15 protein-coding genes are annotated in these 17,257 nt (G+C 35.0%); 10 read left to right on the top strand and 5 right to left on the bottom strand.

Annotation, left to right across the window (positions count from 1 at the left end; translation table 11 throughout):
* The first annotated feature begins 4 nt into the window (after nt 1-4).
* The gene (locus MYRA21_RS03340) at nt 5-313 is read left to right on the top strand and encodes a DUF3467 domain-containing protein (RefSeq protein WP_006259586.1); all 309 of its coding nucleotides are present in this window, start codon (nt 5-7) and stop codon (nt 311-313) included.
* A gap of 143 nt (nt 314-456) precedes the next feature.
* Here the strand turns inward: MYRA21_RS03340 and MYRA21_RS03335 are convergent, their stop codons facing one another.
* Together MYRA21_RS03335 and MYRA21_RS03330 are read right to left on the bottom strand one after the other, a co-directional pair.
* Nucleotides 457-825: a hypothetical protein gene (locus tag MYRA21_RS03335; protein WP_016650375.1), complete on the bottom strand. Its 369-nt coding sequence runs from the start codon at nt 823-825 to the stop codon at nt 457-459.
* Nucleotides 822-1,415 carry a superoxide dismutase gene (locus MYRA21_RS03330; RefSeq protein WP_016650376.1) on the bottom strand — a complete coding sequence of 198 codons (594 nt, stop codon included), beginning with the start codon at nt 1,413-1,415 and terminating at the stop codon, nt 822-824. Before MYRA21_RS03330 ends, MYRA21_RS03335 begins: the two co-directional genes overlap by 4 nt.
* 211 nt (nt 1,416-1,626) lie before the next feature.
* Here MYRA21_RS03330 and MYRA21_RS03325 point away from each other — a divergent pair, with 211 nt between their 5' ends.
* From MYRA21_RS03325 to MYRA21_RS03290, 8 genes are all read left to right on the top strand, one after another.
* Nucleotides 1,627-4,875 carry a SusC/RagA family TonB-linked outer membrane protein gene (locus MYRA21_RS03325; protein ID WP_039328545.1) on the top strand — a complete coding sequence of 1,083 codons (3,249 nt, stop codon included), beginning with the start codon at nt 1,627-1,629 and terminating at the stop codon, nt 4,873-4,875.
* A 17-nt stretch (nt 4,876-4,892) separates the two neighbouring features.
* Nucleotides 4,893-6,341 carry a SusD/RagB family nutrient-binding outer membrane lipoprotein gene (locus MYRA21_RS03320; RefSeq protein WP_006259582.1) on the top strand — a complete coding sequence of 483 codons (1,449 nt, stop codon included), beginning with the start codon at nt 4,893-4,895 and terminating at the stop codon, nt 6,339-6,341.
* 708 nt (nt 6,342-7,049) lie between these two features.
* On the top strand, nt 7,050-8,048 hold the full coding sequence (gene pdhA / locus MYRA21_RS03315; RefSeq protein ID WP_006259581.1) for a pyruvate dehydrogenase (acetyl-transferring) E1 component subunit alpha: 999 nt from the start codon (nt 7,050-7,052) through the stop codon (nt 8,046-8,048).
* Between the two features lie 10 nt (nt 8,049-8,058).
* On the top strand, nt 8,059-9,672 hold the full coding sequence (locus MYRA21_RS03310; RefSeq protein WP_039328542.1) for a 2-oxo acid dehydrogenase subunit E2: 1,614 nt from the start codon (nt 8,059-8,061) through the stop codon (nt 9,670-9,672).
* A 145-nt stretch (nt 9,673-9,817) separates the two neighbouring features.
* On the top strand, nt 9,818-10,750 hold the full coding sequence (locus MYRA21_RS03305; RefSeq protein ID WP_039328540.1) for a M20/M25/M40 family metallo-hydrolase: 933 nt from the start codon (nt 9,818-9,820) through the stop codon (nt 10,748-10,750).
* Between the two features lies 1 nt (nt 10,751).
* Nucleotides 10,752-11,429: an SDR family oxidoreductase gene (locus MYRA21_RS03300; RefSeq protein ID WP_039328538.1), complete on the top strand. Its 678-nt coding sequence runs from the start codon at nt 10,752-10,754 to the stop codon at nt 11,427-11,429.
* 12 nt (nt 11,430-11,441) lie between these two features.
* Nucleotides 11,442-12,065 (top strand): SprT-like domain-containing protein, encoded by a 624-nt coding sequence (locus tag MYRA21_RS03295; RefSeq protein ID WP_006262099.1) that lies wholly within the window; start codon nt 11,442-11,444, stop codon nt 12,063-12,065.
* 6 nt (nt 12,066-12,071) lie between these two features.
* Nucleotides 12,072-13,139: a mannose-1-phosphate guanylyltransferase gene (locus tag MYRA21_RS03290; protein WP_006259576.1), complete on the top strand. Its 1,068-nt coding sequence runs from the start codon at nt 12,072-12,074 to the stop codon at nt 13,137-13,139.
* 53 nt (nt 13,140-13,192) lie between these two features.
* On the opposite strand, the gene MYRA21_RS03285 is transcribed toward MYRA21_RS03290, so the two are convergent.
* The 3 genes from MYRA21_RS03285 to MYRA21_RS03275 form a co-directional block, all read right to left on the bottom strand.
* Nucleotides 13,193-13,969, bottom strand: a complete 777-nt coding sequence (locus MYRA21_RS03285; RefSeq protein ID WP_006259574.1) for an ABC transporter ATP-binding protein — start codon at nt 13,967-13,969, stop codon at nt 13,193-13,195.
* A 3-nt stretch (nt 13,970-13,972) separates the two neighbouring features.
* Entirely contained in the window at nt 13,973-14,719 is a 747-nt protein-coding gene (locus MYRA21_RS03280; RefSeq protein WP_006259573.1) for an ABC transporter permease, read from the bottom strand.
* A gap of 68 nt (nt 14,720-14,787) precedes the next feature.
* Nucleotides 14,788-15,642: a glycosyltransferase family A protein gene (locus tag MYRA21_RS03275; protein ID WP_039328535.1), complete on the bottom strand. Its 855-nt coding sequence runs from the start codon at nt 15,640-15,642 to the stop codon at nt 14,788-14,790.
* 136 nt (nt 15,643-15,778) lie between these two features.
* On the opposite strand from MYRA21_RS03275, the gene MYRA21_RS03270 reads away from it, so the two are divergent.
* Nucleotides 15,779-17,245 (top strand): lipopolysaccharide biosynthesis protein, encoded by a 1,467-nt coding sequence (locus MYRA21_RS03270; RefSeq protein WP_039328533.1) that lies wholly within the window; start codon nt 15,779-15,781, stop codon nt 17,243-17,245.
* The last annotated feature ends 12 nt before the right edge of the window (nt 17,246-17,257 follow it).

Genomic DNA, 17,257 nt, shown 5'->3' with positions numbered 1-17,257 from the left:
TATTATGGAAAAAGAACAAGATCAATTTAGCCTTGAATTAGACGAGGCAACAGCAGAAGGAGTGTATTCTAATTTAGCGATTATCAATCATTCTAATACTGAATTTGTGGTTGATTTTGTTACCATAATGCCTGGAATGCCAAAGGGTAAAGTAAAGTCTAGAATTATTTTGACGCCTCAACACGCGAAGAGATTAATGACTGCTTTACAAGAAAATATCCAGCGCTATGAAGGTAGTAATGGAAGTATAGTTGATGTTGAAGCTACTGGTGAATTATCAGCTATAAAGTTTGGCACTAAAGGAGAAGCATAAATCCAATAGAATAGTTGATTTAACATCAACCAAAAGAAAAAGGTCTACATTTAATGTAGACCTTTTTTGTTTAAAAAGAGTTTTTTATTCTTGTCAATTTAGAATTATGGCTTTACTAATTAATGGAATAATCTCTTTTAGTTTTAAATATTATTAAGCTTCAGTTTGAAGTTAGCTAGTGTAATTGACATTTCATGATCTTTGCTTATAAGCTCTTTGACATTGTCAATATAATTGTTAAGCTTAGAGACTAGTTTTTTATACTTGTCAGTCTCCTGTTCTTTCCTATATAAGGTGACTAACCTCATAGATATATCTATGTATTGTAGATAGAGTTTAGGACCTGTTTTTAGATATGCTTTATAAGAAGCACATAATACTTCTAATCGACTTATGGCTTCGATATAGTAGTTAATAGCTAAACCATTATTTCCTTTTTGGAGCTGCTCATTAGCAAGTTCTTGCTTTAGTTGACAGCTTTTCTCTATGTGCATAATACATTCTATACTCATTTTACTAAATTTTTATTGACAAATTCCCAGTTGATTGCATTCCAAAATAATTGGATAAAGCTAGGCCTTGCATTTCTATGGTCTATATAATACGCATGTTCCCATACATCTATAGTAAGTAATGGCTTGTTTCCATAAACTATTGGTGTGTCAGCATCTTTTAGACTCATTAGTTCCAGTTTGTTTTCTGGAGTTAGTACTAACCATACCCATCCACTTCCAAATAATTTAGTCGCTTTGTCAATGAATTGAGTTTTTAGCTCTTCTAGAGATCCGAAGTACTTACCTATCATATCTAGTAGCTCTTCACTAGGCTGACCACCTTGATTAGGAGTAATAGATTTCCAAAAAAAAGAGTGATTAAAATGTTGTGCAGCATTGTTAAATATGGCTACTTCTCCTTCTGCTTGTGTACCTGTGATAATGTTCTCTAAACATTCATCTTCCCATTTCGTGTTTGTTATTAAATGGTTAAGGTTGTTTACATACGTTTGATGATGTTTTCCATAGTGATAATCGAATCCTTCAGTAGATATAAAAGAATTGAAAGAATTTTTATCATATGGTAAATCAGGAAGTTTGAATTTCATTATTTATAGTTTTATTTTTATTAGACAAGGCTAAATTAATAATTTAGATTAGACTAAAAAATTATTTAGATATTTTTTTGTTTACAATTATATAACAATGATTAACTGTTTGGTAATCGTTAAACGTTGTGTCGACTAATGGCATTTCATTCTTTTGTGACTGTATTAAGTGGGGTATTTAGTACAACCAACAACAACACAATTTTAAGTAATGAAAAAAGTTAGACGTAATTGTCATCAAATTTGTTTGATTATAGGAAGTGTTTTATTGCTACAATCAAATTCATTATTCGCTTCTAATGTTTCAACTGATGCGTTAGATAGTATGACTACTAAATCTTCTTCAGAGCAAAGTAGTGGCTCGATCGTAAAGGGAAAAGTAATTGATAACCTTGGATTGACTTTACCTGGTGCAGTGGTTCAGCTGTCTGGATCTAAGCACATCACATCGACTGATCTAGATGGTAACTTCACATTATCTGTGCCTGATACTTTCTTAAAAGGTGAGATCATCATTTCTTTTATGGGATTTGAAGAGAAGAAAATGATTGTTAGTAAAGGTGATTTTGTGAATGTGACCTTAGTAGAGTCAAGCAGTATGCTTAATGAAGTTGTAGTAACGGCTTTAGGTATTAAGAGAGAAGAGAAGCAATTAGGGTTTTCCCAACAGACTTTGAACAGTGAACAATTAGACAATACTCGTTCTAATACTTGGTCAGATGCTTTAAAAGGAAAAGTGGCTGGTATGACTATGACCTCTGCTAGTTCTGGACCAATGAATTCGACACAAATTAAGTTGCGTGGTGATCGATCATTAAATGCTGATGCTAATGGGGCATTAGTAGTGGTAGATGGTGTGATTGTCAATAGTACTTTGTGGAGTAGTGGGGCGGGTGATTCTTATATTGGTACTGATGCTCCTGTAGATTATGGTAACGGTATAGCTGATATAAATCCTGATGATATAGAAAGTATCTCTGTGCTTAAAGGACCAGGTGCAGCTGCATTGTATGGTTCTAGAGCTAGTAACGGAGTATTAATGATTACTACTAAATCTGGAAAAAAAGACAAAGGATTAGGTATCTCTTTTAATTCTAATGTTAGTTTTGACGTGATTCAGAGATGGCCAAAATATCAATACGAATATGGTCAAGGTAGTGGAAATAGCTTTGACAAGGAAGGTAATCCTTATTACTCTTACGGCTTATCAGATGATGGTGCGAATACGGGAAGTACGAGTAGTGCATTCGGACCTAAGTTTGAAGGACAATATTACTATCAGTATGACCCTACAACAGAGACTCAAGGTGCAGAAAGAACCTTGTGGAGGCCATATAAGAATAATATAAAAGACTTCTGGCGTACTGGTATTACTACTACTAACACTTTAGGCCTATCAGGTGGAAGTGATAAAGGAGATATTAGAACAACGATAACGCACTCTAAGAATGAGTGGATCATGCCTAACACCGGCTTCGATAGAACTACGCTGTCTACTAAGGCGAAGTATAATATCTCTGATGCAGTTACTTTAAATGCTAATGTTAGTTATACCAACAGAAAGAGTGATAACCTACCAGGTACAGGATATGGTAACCATACGATAGGATATTTTATGATCTTTCAGAATCCTAATGTTGACTTAGAATGGTATAGACCTATCTGGAAAAAAGATTATAATCAGACACAACAAATACATCCGTTTAGCTCATATATAGAGAATCCTTATCTAATCGCTTATGAGACGACTAATCCAGTAAATACAAACACTATAACAGGAAGCCTATCGACTGATATTACTCTTGCACCTAAATTAAAATTAATGTTGCGTGCTGCGCTGAACTCTCGTAATGATAAACGTGAACAACGTAGACCTTATAGTACCACTAAGTTTGGTAAAGGATACTTTAGAACACAACAGATAAACTTCCAAGAGATCAATACTGATGTGTTATTAACTTATACAGATAATGACTCAGATATATTTACCTATAGTGGATCTATAGGAGGGAATATGCTTGATTCTAAATATCACAGTGTGACATCTTATGTAGACGGACTAGTTACGCCTGGTGTATATATGTTAGCGAATGGTATCAATAATCCTATCACTAATGTTCTAGATGACGACTATAAAGTGAACTCTGTCTATGGAATGGCTTCATTTGGGTATAAGAATATGGTATTCTTAGATGGAACTATTCGAAATGACTGGTCGAGTACATTGCCTAAAATGAATTGGTCATTTTTATATTCTTCATTAAACGCAAGTTTTGTGTTGAATGATATTTTTAGAATGCCTGCGAGTATTGATTACTCTAAATTGAGAGTGTCTGTAGCAAAAGTAGGTAATGGTACTAAACCATATCAAACGTTGAAATACTATTCTAATAGTGCTTTTGCGAGCTCTGCTACGTCTGCTACGACTTTACATAATGGTGAATTAAAACCAGAAGGAACTAATTCGTTTGAGATCGGATATGAGCACAAAATGTTTGGCAATAGATTAGGTCTTGATGTGACAGTCTATGAAACCAATACAAAAAATCAAATTATTACCGTACCATTAAATTATGTGACAGGATATAATAAGGCTGTAATTAATGGAGGAGATGTACGCAATAGAGGTATTGAACTAATGTTAAGTGGTACACCTATTAAGACAAAAGATTTCTCTTGGAACACCTCAGTGAACTGGGCTAAAAACAAGAATAAAATCTTAAGCCTAGCAGAAGAGTTCGAAGGAGGAGATCAACAAGTATTAGCTACATCTGGTACAGCATCTATTATAGCTAAAGTAGGAGGAACCACAGGAGACTTATACGGTTATAAATTTGTGAGAGATGATCAAGGGCAAATCGTATATACTGATAAAGGACTTCCTGAACAATCTAAAGAAATAGAATATATCGGTAGTGCTTATGCAGATTGGACGATGGGATGGACTAATACGTTTAAGTATAAAGGATTCAAGTTCAGCTTTACGATAGATGGGCAGTACGGAGGTAATGTATATTCACAGTCTCATCATAAGATGAGTGAACAGGGGAAACTAGAACACACTTTATACGGTAGAGAACAAGGATATATCATAGGAGATGGAGTAGTGAGAAATGGAGATGGTACATTCTCTCCTAATACGACTAAGGTAGACCCAGCTAGTTACTATAAAGAATACTATAGAAGAGCTAATCTAGAGTCTAATACATTCGATGCTTCTTACATCAAATTGAGAGAAGTGAGTTTTGAATATAATTTCTCTAAGCAGATATTAAATAAGTTACGCCTGAAGAAGCTAAGTGTGTCTGTATATGGACGTAATCTAGCGATGTTGTCTAACTTCCCGTTATTTGATCCAGAGACAGCAGCGTTAAATGGAGGTTCTATGATGCCAGGAGTAGAGATGGGGCAGATGCCATCACCTGCTACTTACGGTTTTAGCATTAAACTAGATATCTAATATTAAGAAAACGACAGATGAAAATCAAAAATATATTTTTAGGATTATCAGCAACAGTATTGCTGACTGTGAGTTGTACTTCTGATTTTGAAGAGAAGAATATTGATCCTAACCGTTTACAACAGATTAGCCCAGCAACGTTATTAAACCCTATCATCTATGAGATGGCTAGTCATAATATGTATCGCAGTTGGTCTCATAATAATCATTTAATGCAAGATATCGTGGTTTATCCTAGTGATGTACCAGGTATGCAACGATATGATTTAAGTGATGATGTAGGAGCGTCATCGTGGAATGCTTATTACAGATGGTTAAAGAATGCTCGAGATATGGAGTATGAAGCCGTGAAGGTAGCAGATCCTAACTATGAAGCGATGGCTTTAACTCTAAAAGCGTGGATCACTTCTAACTTAACTGATTTATTTGGGGATGTACCTTATTTTGAAGCGTCTAAGGGAGAAGAGAAGATTCTATATCCAGCATTTGATTCACAAGAGAAGATATATGATAGTCTTTTAGCTGATCTAGAGAGAGCAAATAGCTTATATGATTTAAATAGGAAGTTAGTATATAATCCTGATATTTTATATATAGACTCAAAGACATATTGGGATGACTGGCAAAAGTTTACGAATAGTTTGCATTTGCGTTTATTGTTGAGAATATCAAATAAAGAAAATAAGAATGCATATCAACGTATGCTGACGATACTTAACGATCCAGATAAATATCCTATTATTAATGATGTGAAGTCACAGGCTAACCTAAAGATAACAGGGGTAACACCTAATATCTCTCCATGGAGTCGTATTCAAGATTTTACATTAAGTCGTAAGATGGCTTCTTTCTTTATTGATAATTTAAATGATTTTAATGACCCAAGGCTTCCATTATATGCAACAGAAGCATACAGAGTAGAAGGAAAGAAGAAAATATATATAGGGTATAAAGGAATACCTAGTGCCTTTGATGGTTCAGATTCACAGTTTGATTACGAAGCTTCTACATTGAATAATGTTATGGCGGCTAATCCTACAGAAGCACCTATACTAACGTATGCTGAAGTATTATTTATAAAGGCTGAGTTAGCTCAGAAGGGATACTTATCAGATGCTAAGAGCTATTATGAGCAGGCGGTGAAAGAGGCTATTACATCTAAGGGATTAGAGATGCCAACTAATTATTTTACTTTAGAAAGTACTAGGTATAATGGTACATTAGAGCGTATTATGTTGCAGAAATATTATGCATTGTATATGAACGATTATCAACAGTGGTTCGAATACAAGCGTACAGGATACCCTAAACTACCTAAGACAGAGTCAATGCTAAACGATGGGAATATGCCTAATAGATTCCCATACCCGATCAATATACGTACTCAGAACAAAGGTAATTATGAGAAAAAGGTAGCAGAGATGGGAGGAGATAATATTAACTATAAGATGTGGTGGCAAAATTAGTTTTGATTAGAACTACTTAGTTTATTCACTATTATAGATCATTAAGTAAGAGAGTGTTTATAGTGTATTATATATTTTATAATGTAGAAGAGAGCCTGTGAGAATAGGCTCTCTTCTTTTTTAGGTATTGCATGCAAACTTAGTATGAATTGGTACTAAAGTAATGCGAGTTGAGTCCGTAGTGAGTCCGTTATGAGTCCGTAGTGAGTCCGTTAAAACAAGGATAGAAACGGACTTAGTATGCAGGCAAGATAGAAGTGCGATTAACTGATCTGCACTAAGAGACAATGAATAGTCAAGGTTGATAGATGACAGATAATAACACTAGCAGATGGAGAATACTATAAATGAGCTATAATAGGAGTTTTTAGAAGATTTTACAGACTAGTTGCCCTTTATTCGAAAGGTGGTATAATTTATGTCTCTTTAAATGAGGTTGATATTAGCAATATTGAGGATGTTATAATAAGATTAAAAAAGCAAAAGAGGGATTTTTAGGTTTAAGTTTTAAAAAATAGAAATGTAAGTAAACGATCTAATTATAAGGTATTGTTAAATTAATTGTCTAAAATATTATCAAATCTAAAATACTTCAAATAAATTTTTCAGTCTAGTGTAGATATATTATTTTTGCTTCTCCACAGTAGTGTGGTTAAACGAGAAAGTCTGTATTTTAAACGGGAGACCGTTTATGAAAAGTAAAGTCATATGAGAGAAATTACAAAAGAAGTTTATCTAAAGTGGTATGAAGACATGCTATTTTGGAGAAAGTTTGAAGATAAGCTTGCTGCTTTATATATTCAACAAAAAGTGAGAGGATTCTTGCATTTATATAATGGGCAGGAAGCAGTATTGGCTGGAGCTTTACATGCAATGGACATGTCTAAAGACAAGATGATTACAGCATATAGAAATCACGTTCAGCCAATCGGATTAGGAGTAGATCCTAAGCGTATTATGGCTGAGTTATTAGGAAAAGGTACTGGTACATCACAAGGATTAGGTGGATCTATGCACATCTTTTCTAAAGAACACCGTTTCTATGGTGGTCATGGTATCGTAGGGGGGCAAATTCCTCTAGGAGCTGGATTAGCATTCGCTGATAAATATTTTGACAGAAATGCTGTGACTATGTGTTACTTCGGTGATGGTGCAGCACGTCAAGGGTCTTTACACGAGACATTTAATATGGCTATGAACTGGAAATTGCCAGTAGTATTCATCATTGAGAACAATGGATATGCTATGGGGACTTCAGTAGAGCGTACAGCTAACCATAGTGATATTTGGAAATTAGGTTTAGGATACGAAATGCCTAGTGGACCAGTAGATGGTATGAACCCTGTAAAAGTAGCTGAAGCTATGTACGAGGCTATCGAAAGAGCTCGTCGTGGAGATGGACCTACTTTATTAGAAATGAAAACATACAGATATAGAGGTCACTCTATGTCAGATGCTCAACACTACCGTACTAAAGAGGAAGTAGAAGAGTACAAAAAAATAGACCCAATTACACAAGTATTAGATGTAATTAGAGAAAAAGGATATGCTACTGAAGCTGAGATCGAAGCAATGGATCAAAGAGTAAAAGATTACGTGGCTGAGTGTGAGAAATTCGCTGAAGAGTCTCCATTCCCAGAGAAAAACGTAATGTATGACGTAGTATACGAACAAGAGAATTACCCTTTTATCCCTCACAGATTATAATAAAAAGAACATGGCAGAAGTAATTACAATGCCACGCTTAAGCGACACGATGACAGAAGGTGTTGTTGCAGCATGGTTAAAAAAAGTTGGAGATAAGATTTCTGAAGGAGATATCCTTGCAGAAATTGAAACAGACAAAGCAACAATGGAGTTTGAATCATTTAATTCAGGTACATTGTTATATATTGGATTACAAGAAGGTGAATCTGCTCCTGTAGATTCGTTACTTGCTATTATAGGAAATGAAGGTGAAGATATTTCTGCTTTAATCAGTGGTGCGGGTAATGCTGCTCCTGCTGCTGAGGCTGCTGCTCCTGTAGCAGAGGCTAAAGTTGAAACACCAGCTCCTGCTGCGGCTGCTATGCCTGCTGGAGTTAAAATCATTACTATGCCTCGTCTTAGTGATACTATGACTGATGGTACAGTAGCTACTTGGATTAAAAAAGTAGGTGATAAGGTTCAGGAAGGTGATATCCTTGCAGAAATCGAAACTGATAAAGCTACTATGGAGTTCGAAGCTTTTGAGGCTGGAACTTTATTATATGTTGGTATTAACGAAGGTGAGTCTGCTCCTGTTGATAGCGTATTAGCGATCTTAGGGCCAGAAGGAACTGACGTATCAGCTGTAGTTACATCTGCTCAAAATGGTGGTACTTTCGCTGCTGAGGCTCCTGCTACGGAGGCTCCTAAAGCTGAAGAACCAAAAACTGTAAGTGTGGAGGCTGCTACTTCTACTAATGGGAGAGTATTCATTTCTCCATTGGCTAAGAAAATTGCTGAAGATAAAGGAATAAATATTACTGAGGTGAAAGGTTCAGGTGAGAATGGACGTATCATCAAACGCGATATTGAAAACTATACACCTGCTGCTAAAACTGCTGCTCCTGAAGCTGCAGCTACTGCTGCTGTACCTGCTGTTAAGGCATTCGTACCAGCTGGAGAAGTAAGTGTAGAGGAAGTGAAAAACTCACAAATGCGTAAGACGATTGCTCGTCGTTTAGCTGAGTCTAAGTTTACTGCTCCTCATTACTATTTAACTATCGAGTTAGACATGGATAATGCTATTGAATCTCGTAAGATTATCAATAACTTACCTGATACGAAAGTGTCGTTTAACGATATGGTAGTGAAAGCATGTGCTATGGCACTTCGCAAACACCCTCAGGTGAATACACAATGGACTGATAATGCAACTATCTATAACAACCACATCAATATCGGTGTAGCTGTAGCTGTAGAGGATGGATTAGTAGTACCAGTATTACCATTCACAGATCAGATGTCTTTAACTCATATCGGTGGTAAAGTAAAAGAATTAGCTGGTAAAGCTAAGACTAAAAAACTTACTCCTGCTGAGATGGATGGAAGTACATTCACTGTGTCTAACTTAGGTATGTTTGGTATTCAGTCATTTACTTCTATTATTAACCAACCAAACTCTGCAATTCTATCAGTAGGTGCTATTGTAGAAAAACCAGTAGTGAAGAATGGTCAAATCGTAGTAGGTAATACAATGACAGTAACTCTAGCATGTGACCACAGAACTGTGGACGGTGCTACAGGTGCTCAGTTCTTACAAACATTTAAAGATTATGTAGAGAACCCAGTGACTATGTTGGCGTAATCTAAATAATAATATACTTAAGCCCTTATTCTTTTGAATAAGGGCTTTTTTATTGGTAATAATTTATGGTGTATGCTTGATATACGATAGAATTTATTTTCTATAGTTGATTACCTTTTTGTATTTTTGATAAAAATATTTATAAATGAGAATTTTAAGCCTATTGGCAGCAGTCTTATTAGTTGGATGTGCTACTACTAAGACACCATCTGTTGTTAAAGCTAATGCTGAACAAAAGAATATTAAAGAAACATTATATTATTTAGCTTCTGATGAGTTACTAGGTAGAGATACTGGTACAGAAGGAGGTAAAATGGCTGGAGAGTACTTAGCTAAGCGATTAGAAGAGTACAAGATTAAGCCTTATTATAGTTCTTATAACGATACGTTACAGAATGTAACAGATGCTTGGAATATCGTAGGAGTTATACCTGGTAGTGATGAGACTTTAAAAAATGAGGTAGTGGTGTTAGGTGCTCATTATGATCATATCGGAATAGAAAAGCCTGTAGATGGGGATTCTATTGCAAATGGAGCGAATGATAATGCTGCTGGTACAGCTATCCTGTTAGAGTTAGCACGTAACTTGAAGTTGCAAAATAATAAACGTACAGTACTTGTGGCATTCTTCACAGGAGAAGAGAAGGGACTATGGGGATCTAAGCATCTAGCAGAGCGTTTAAAGAAAGAAAATGTGAATGTGGTATCCATGCTTAATTTTGAAATGTTAGGGCTACCAATGAAGAGAGATTATATGACTTATCTTACAGGATATGATCTATCTACTATGGCAACTAAGTTAAACGAATTGGCAGGGAAGCCTATTGTAGGTAAATTAGAAAAGGCTGAGGAGTTTAATTTGTTTAAGCGTTCTGATAATTATCCTTTCTATCAAATGTTTAAAGTACCATGTCAAACATTTAGTTCTTTTGACTTTGAAAATTATGAATATTACCACCATGTAAAGGATGAAGCTCATTTAATGGATTTAAATTTTATGACTTCTTTTACACAAGATATAATACCGGTTGTGAACAAACTTGTTAATTTAGCTCCGGGAGAAATAAGAATGTATTAAGATGAAAAATGTAATTGTTACAGGGACAAGTAGAGGTATTGGACTAGAGTGCGTACAATGGTTGTCAAAATTAGGTCATAATGTATTGGCTGTATCTAGAAAAATATCTGATAAACTTATTGATTTAGATAATGTTACTTGTTTAGCTGTTGATATAACTAAAGAAGAGGACCTTCAGAAGGTAGTTACCTTTGTACAGGATAATTGGGAGCATGTAGATATCCTGATTAATAATGCAGGGGCTATCGTGAACAAACCTTTTGAGGAGATCACACAAGAAGATTTTCAGTATGTATACAATGTGAATGTATTCGGTGCTGCTCGTCTAATGCAAGTTACTATCCCATTTATGAAAGTGAATAGTCATGTGGTGTCAGTAAGTAGTATGGGAGGAGTGCAAGGAGTATTAAAATTCGGAGGATTAGCTGCGTATAGTTCTAGTAAAGGGGCTATCACTATCTTAAGTGAGTTGCTAGCTGAAGAGTATAAGGATAAGGGAATATTCTTTAATGTAGTAGCTTTAGGAGCAGTACAGACAGAGATGTTAGAAGAGGCATTCCCTGGATATCAAGCTCCACTTATGCCAGATGAGATGGCTGAGTATATCGTGAATTTTGCGATACATGGGAATAGATTTTTTAATGGGAAGGTGTTGCAAGTGTCTACTACTACCCCTTAAATAAAAGTATAATTGATAGAGAAGCTAAAGCCATACTTACCAGAACAAGCAGTTGAACCTGTATTTGAATTGATAAAACACTATCATGTGCATCTAAAGATTGTACATGAGAGAGTTACACGTCATGGAGATTATACTCGTAATCACGATGGGAAACACATTATAACGATAAATTCTAACCTGAATCCTTACCGTTTTTTGATGACCCTGATTCACGAGATAGCTCATCTAGTGGCTTATCAGAAGTATAGAGGAGGAATAAAACCGCACGGAGTAGAGTGGAAAAGTACTTTTCAATTATTAATGTTACCCTTTTTAAGAGAAGAAGTGTTTCCTAGTGCATTATTACCCTTGTTAGCAAATCATTTTAGAAATCCTTCTGCTAGTAGCGATACTGATGAGAAGCTATCTATAGCGATGAGGCGTTATGATGTACAGGATATAAATAATAACAATTGTTTTATATATGAAATTCCTTTAGGGAGTCATTTTAAAACGTATAACGGAAAGATATTTAAGCGTGGTCCTATACGGGTAAAACGCTTCGAGTGTTTAGAAGTTTCAACGGGAAAGATGTATACTTTTAAAGCAAATGCTGAAGTAGAGTTATTGACCCATTATGTTGTAAATAGATAAAGATATATGAGTTCAAATTATTATGCTGTGATTATGGCAGGTGGAGTAGGGTCACGCTTTTGGCCTGTGAGTACACCAGAGTTTCCAAAACAGTTTCACGATATGTTAGGATCAGGAGATACCTTGATACAAAAGACTTTTAAACGTCTGTCTCAGGTAGTGCCTAAAGAGAATATTCTGATCTTAACACATGAGAATTATAAAGAAATTGTAAAAGAACAATTGCCTTCTGTAGAATCTGATAGTATTATCCTTGAACCAGATATGCGTAATACAGCTCCTTGTATTCTCTATGCAGCTATGAAGATTAAGAAGAAGAATCCTAATGCTGTAATGGTTGTGGCTCCTAGTGATCACTGGATAGAAGATGAGTTACAGTTCGTATCTAACTTACAACGTACCTTTGATGTATGTGAGCGAGATAAGGTATTGATGACTTTAGGTATCTTACCTACGTTCCCAAATACGGGGTATGGATATATAGAGTTTAACAAGTTAGACTCTCGTCCTATCAAAAAGGTAGTTCAGTTTAGAGAGAAGCCTGATTATGTTACAGCACGTAAATTTATTCAAAGTAGACATTTTCTGTGGAATTCGGGTATTTTTATATGGAGTGTAAGCTCTATTTTAGATGCCTTTTCAGAATTTCAACCTGCGATGACTGAGTTGTTTGATAAAGGATATGAGTTCTTAAATACAGATAAAGAAAAAGCATTTATAGAAGAGAATTATTCTAAGGCAGAAAATATCTCTATAGACTATGCTGTGATGGAGAAGGCTAATAATGTATATGTATTGCCAGCTACATTTGATTGGAACGATCTAGGTACATGGGGATCTTTATATGATAAACTTCCTAAAGATGATAATGACAATGCAGTAGTTAATGCTACAGCTTTCTTTAATAATGCTACAAATAACATTGTTAGAACTGCGAAAGGAAAAGTGGTGGTAGTAGATGGTCTGAATGACTATATCATCGTAGATAAGGATGATATCTTACTATTATACCCTAAGAAGAAAGAACAAGAGATTAAGGTTGTGAGTCAGCAAGTGACAGATAAACTTAAGTAAGAATACAAGAAAAGAAAAAGGAGTAAAACTATTAGTTTTACTCCTTTTTTATATTATTTCTTTTCGTTTCCGATTTGTCTCATGGCTTGGCGTACCATTCTGAATAATTCTGATGAGTACACAAAGTCAACTACATCTTCATTGTCTGTCTGAATGATCTCTTTATGATTACCAGACCAAGCTAATACTCCATTCTTTAAGAATACAATGTGCTCACCGATCTCTAATACAGAGTTCATATCGTGTGTATTGATTACTGTAGTAATACCATACTCATGTGTGATCTCTTGAATAAGGTTGTCTATAACGATAGCTGTCTTCGGATCAAGACCTGAGTTAGGCTCATCACAGAATAAGTATTTAGGGTTGTTAACTATTGCTCTAGCTATCGCTACCCTTTTTTGCATACCTCCTGATATCTCTGAGGGCTTTTTTGTGTTAGCATTGATTAGATTTACACGATCTATAACTTCATTTACACGATGTGCTATTTCTGCATCAGATTTATTAGTAAACATTCGAAGAGGGAAAGCTATATTCTCTTCTACAGTCATAGAGTCAAATAAGGCACTTCCTTGGAATACCATTCCTATCTCTGTCCTCAACTCTCTTTTTTCGGTATTTGTCAGGTCTGTATATATTCTGCCATCAAAACTGATGGTTCCTTCATCAGGAGTGTGAATACCTAGAAGAGTTTTAAGCATTACTGTTTTACCAGATCCACTCTGCCCAATGATAAGGTTAGTTTTACCTGTTTCGAAAGTAGTTGTAATTCCTTTCAGTACTTGTGTACCATTGAACGACTTTTGTATATTTTTTACTTCGATCATTTCTTAGTTGCTTAAAAGTAGAGAGGTTAATATATAGTTGGTTAAGATAATAGCTACACTCGTCCATACGAATGAAGTTGTACTGGCTTTACCAACTTCTAATGCACCACCTTTCATATAGTAACCAAAGTATGATGGGATGGTAGCTAATAAGAATCCAAATAAGAAGGTTTTAATAAATGCGTATGTAACGTGGAATGGAGTAAATGAATCTTGTAATCCAATGATGAATTGTTCTGATGTAACAAAGTTCCCCATTACACCACCAAACCATCCTCCGACGATTCCTAAGAACATACTGATACCGATAACGAATGGATATAACATTACTGCTACTAGCTTAGGGAACACTAGGTAGTTAAGTGAGCTAACCCCCATTACTTCTAGTGCATCGATTTGTTCTGTTACACGCATCGTACCAATACTAGAGGTAATAAATGATCCCATCTTACCTGCCATAATGATAGAGATAAAGGTAGGAGCGAACTCTAGGATTACAGATTGTCTCGTTGCGAATCCAATAAGATATTTAGGTATAAGAGGGTTGGTTAAGTTAAGAGCAGTTTGGATAGCTACTACACCACCAACGAAAAACGATAGGAATGCCACAATACCTAAAGAACCAATGATAAGATCATCTATTTCTTTAAATATAAGTACTTTCATAACCTTCCACTTTGTCATTTTGCTAAACATTTCTTTTAGCATTATAAAGTACTGTCCTATATGTGTTAATCCAGATTTGATCATAAATATTAAAATATCGGCTAAATTACCAATTACAAATGAGTTTTAAGTTTATTAAAGTAAAAAAGTGATTAGAGTAACTTTGATTTTATCTTACTCCAACGGTATTTACGTATAAAAATGCCTTGCTCTTCAGTGACTAAATACGGTTGTTTTTCTCTTTTTGCTTTGTAGTAGCCACTGATATAATCTATGAATAAGAAAGGTTTCTTCTTCTTCATTGCTAGTTTTAATGCTGCTATACTTGTGATTACTATTCCGTAGTGAAGTCTGTAGAAAGCTTCTCCTTGTTTATACCTAGCCGCTTTATTATACATTGCACCAGTAGGTTTGAGGTGTTTCACTTTTAGCGTATCTATCGTAATGATCTTCCAGTTGTAAAATCTACACAAGAGTTCATCTACTGTATCCCATCCCATGGCAGGTTTAAGTCCTCCTATCTGTTTAAAACAGTCTAGTCGATATGCTTTAAATGCGCCTCTAATATGATCTTTATCTGTAAGGTTTTCGATTGTCCATTCCTTGTTTTTCTCTATGTAGGCAAAGCCTCCCACCATACCTATAGCTTGGTCTTGCGCAAAAGTACTTGCAATAGTAGCAAAGTAATCATTAGGTAGGATAAGATCAGCATCTAGCTTTACAATGAAGTCGTATTGATCTAAGTTGTTTACTTGTTCTAAACCATAGTTAAAAGCTTGTACAACTTTACTACCAGGTAGATGTATAGCCTCAGACGTTTTGTTGATTAGTGTGATATAAGGAAGATGAGCATAGTTGTTCATAATGATATTGGCTGTGTCATCTGTGGAATTATCGTTTACAACTATTACATCAGTAGGTAATAACGTTTGAGAAATTATACTGTCTAGAGTATGACCGATAAAAGCCGACTCGTTATAAGCAGGCATGATAATTAGGTATTTCATGTAATAGTGTTTGTGCGAATAAGTTTTCTTTTATAAGTTGGTATATTCACATAAGAATTACAAATTTAAAAAAAATAGTAGTTAAGGACTTATTAGCAAGTATATTTGTAAGTGATTAACAGATTTACGCATCCTCATGCAAGATAAAATATCTACAAAACAGGCATTTCTTTTTACTCTTATCAATTATATTGGTGTATTGATAGGAGTGGTGTCTACTGTGTTAATCTATCCTCAGGACAAAGAACTGTTAGGTATTATCCGTTTTGTAGATGCATGTGCGCAGATTATATTTCCGATTATTGTATTAGGGAGCACACATGCTTTGATCAACTTTTACCCCAAATTAAGTGAGCGTTTACAAGGCAAACTCTTTAGTTATAGTATGCTCTCTATGATTAAGCTCACGATAGGAGTAGGGATAGTATTACTATTAGGATCCTATGTCTATGATGGTGCTGAGCTGAGATATGTAGTTATGGGGTTTGTACTAGCTATTTCAATGGCTTATATAGAGCTATTTAGACGACAAGCGACTAATCTACAACGCCTTTCTTTTCCTACGTTTTTTGAAAAGATTATCCCAAAGATAGCTTTACCAACAGTGTTCTTAATAGTAGTGTATGGTAGTTTTTCGATAGATAATGCAGTGTGGTATTATATTGTTTCTTACTACGTTATCGCCATAGTAATAGGTGCTTATATATATAGACATTTTAAGTTTAATTGGCATTGGAAATACGACGACTTATTTACTTATGTAGGAAAGAAGGAGTATTATGCATATAGCTTATTCGCCTTTGCAGGAAGCTTTGGATCTTTCTTTGCGTTTAGGGTAGACTCTTTGATGATTCCTTACTTTATCTCTTATGAAGCGAATGGTACGTATAATATTGGAGTGACCTTAGCGTCTACACTCGCTATACCAGCTACAGGAGTATTTGCACTATATGCACCTATTATATCTGATTTAATAAAGAGAGCGGAATTGCGTACACTGAATATGAAATATAAAGAAGTAGCACGTAATCTTTTCTTTATTGGTATGCTTCTTTTTAGCTGTGTTGCCGTAGGTATAGAACCTCTATTTCAGTTGTTGCCTACTTATGATAAGTTAGCCCCTTCATTGCCGATTATCTATTTACTAGGTATTAATGTGGTGATTAATATGTCTACAGGGTTTAATACAGAGATTATTTCTTATTCTAAGTATTACCGTTTTAATTTAGTGTCTATTCTTAGTTTGATGGTTCTTAATGTTGTTTTGAACTATGTATTATTAGCCTATACAGATTTAGGAATATTCGGTGTGGGACTAGCTTCACTATTGTCTCTAACGTTGTTTAATATAGCTAAGACTTACTACATTTATCAGAAGATGAAGTTATGGCCATTCGATACTAACTTCTTTAAGCTATTGTTATTGATGGTCACTTTTGTTGTTATTATATTTTCTATACCTAATAGTTCTCACCCTCTATTAGTCTTAGTCTTAAAAGTTGGATTAGTGATTATCTTAAACTTCATTGTTCTATTAAAGACAAATTGGGTTATAGGAATAAAGTCAATGTTAGATAAGCTACTTCGCAAACTAGGTTTGTAACCTATATAAAAA

The sequence above is a fragment of the Myroides sp. A21 genome, from assembly GCF_000807225.1.
In the GTDB taxonomy this organism is placed as follows: domain Bacteria; phylum Bacteroidota; class Bacteroidia; order Flavobacteriales; family Flavobacteriaceae; genus Flavobacterium; species Flavobacterium odoratimimum.
The sequence above is the reverse complement of the archived record's forward strand: the minus strand, read 5'-3'. Positions and strand labels throughout refer to the sequence as shown.

Bases quoted from the DNA above. Each gene is read 5' to 3' on its own strand.
- MYRA21_RS03340 (WP_006259586.1), top strand. From the start codon at position 5: ATGGAAAAAGAACAAGATCAATTTAGCCTTGAATTAGACGAGGCAACA.
- MYRA21_RS03335 (WP_016650375.1), bottom strand. From the start codon at position 825: ATGAGTATAGAATGTATTATGCACATAGAGAAAAGCTGTCAACTAAAG.
- MYRA21_RS03330 (WP_016650376.1), bottom strand. From the start codon at position 1,415: ATGAAATTCAAACTTCCTGATTTACCATATGATAAAAATTCTTTCAAT.
- MYRA21_RS03325 (WP_039328545.1), top strand. From the start codon at position 1,627: ATGAAAAAAGTTAGACGTAATTGTCATCAAATTTGTTTGATTATAGGA.
- MYRA21_RS03320 (WP_006259582.1), top strand. From the start codon at position 4,893: ATGAAAATCAAAAATATATTTTTAGGATTATCAGCAACAGTATTGCTG.
- pdhA (WP_006259581.1), top strand. From the start codon at position 7,050: ATGAGAGAAATTACAAAAGAAGTTTATCTAAAGTGGTATGAAGACATG.
- MYRA21_RS03310 (WP_039328542.1), top strand. From the start codon at position 8,059: ATGGCAGAAGTAATTACAATGCCACGCTTAAGCGACACGATGACAGAA.
- MYRA21_RS03305 (WP_039328540.1), top strand. From the start codon at position 9,818: ATGAGAATTTTAAGCCTATTGGCAGCAGTCTTATTAGTTGGATGTGCT.
- MYRA21_RS03300 (WP_039328538.1), top strand. From the start codon at position 10,752: ATGAAAAATGTAATTGTTACAGGGACAAGTAGAGGTATTGGACTAGAG.
- MYRA21_RS03290 (WP_006259576.1), top strand. From the start codon at position 12,072: ATGAGTTCAAATTATTATGCTGTGATTATGGCAGGTGGAGTAGGGTCA.
- MYRA21_RS03285 (WP_006259574.1), bottom strand. From the start codon at position 13,969: ATGATCGAAGTAAAAAATATACAAAAGTCGTTCAATGGTACACAAGTA.
- MYRA21_RS03280 (WP_006259573.1), bottom strand. From the start codon at position 14,719: ATGATCAAATCTGGATTAACACATATAGGACAGTACTTTATAATGCTA.
- MYRA21_RS03275 (WP_039328535.1), bottom strand. From the start codon at position 15,642: ATGAAATACCTAATTATCATGCCTGCTTATAACGAGTCGGCTTTTATC.
- MYRA21_RS03270 (WP_039328533.1), top strand. From the start codon at position 15,779: ATGCAAGATAAAATATCTACAAAACAGGCATTTCTTTTTACTCTTATC.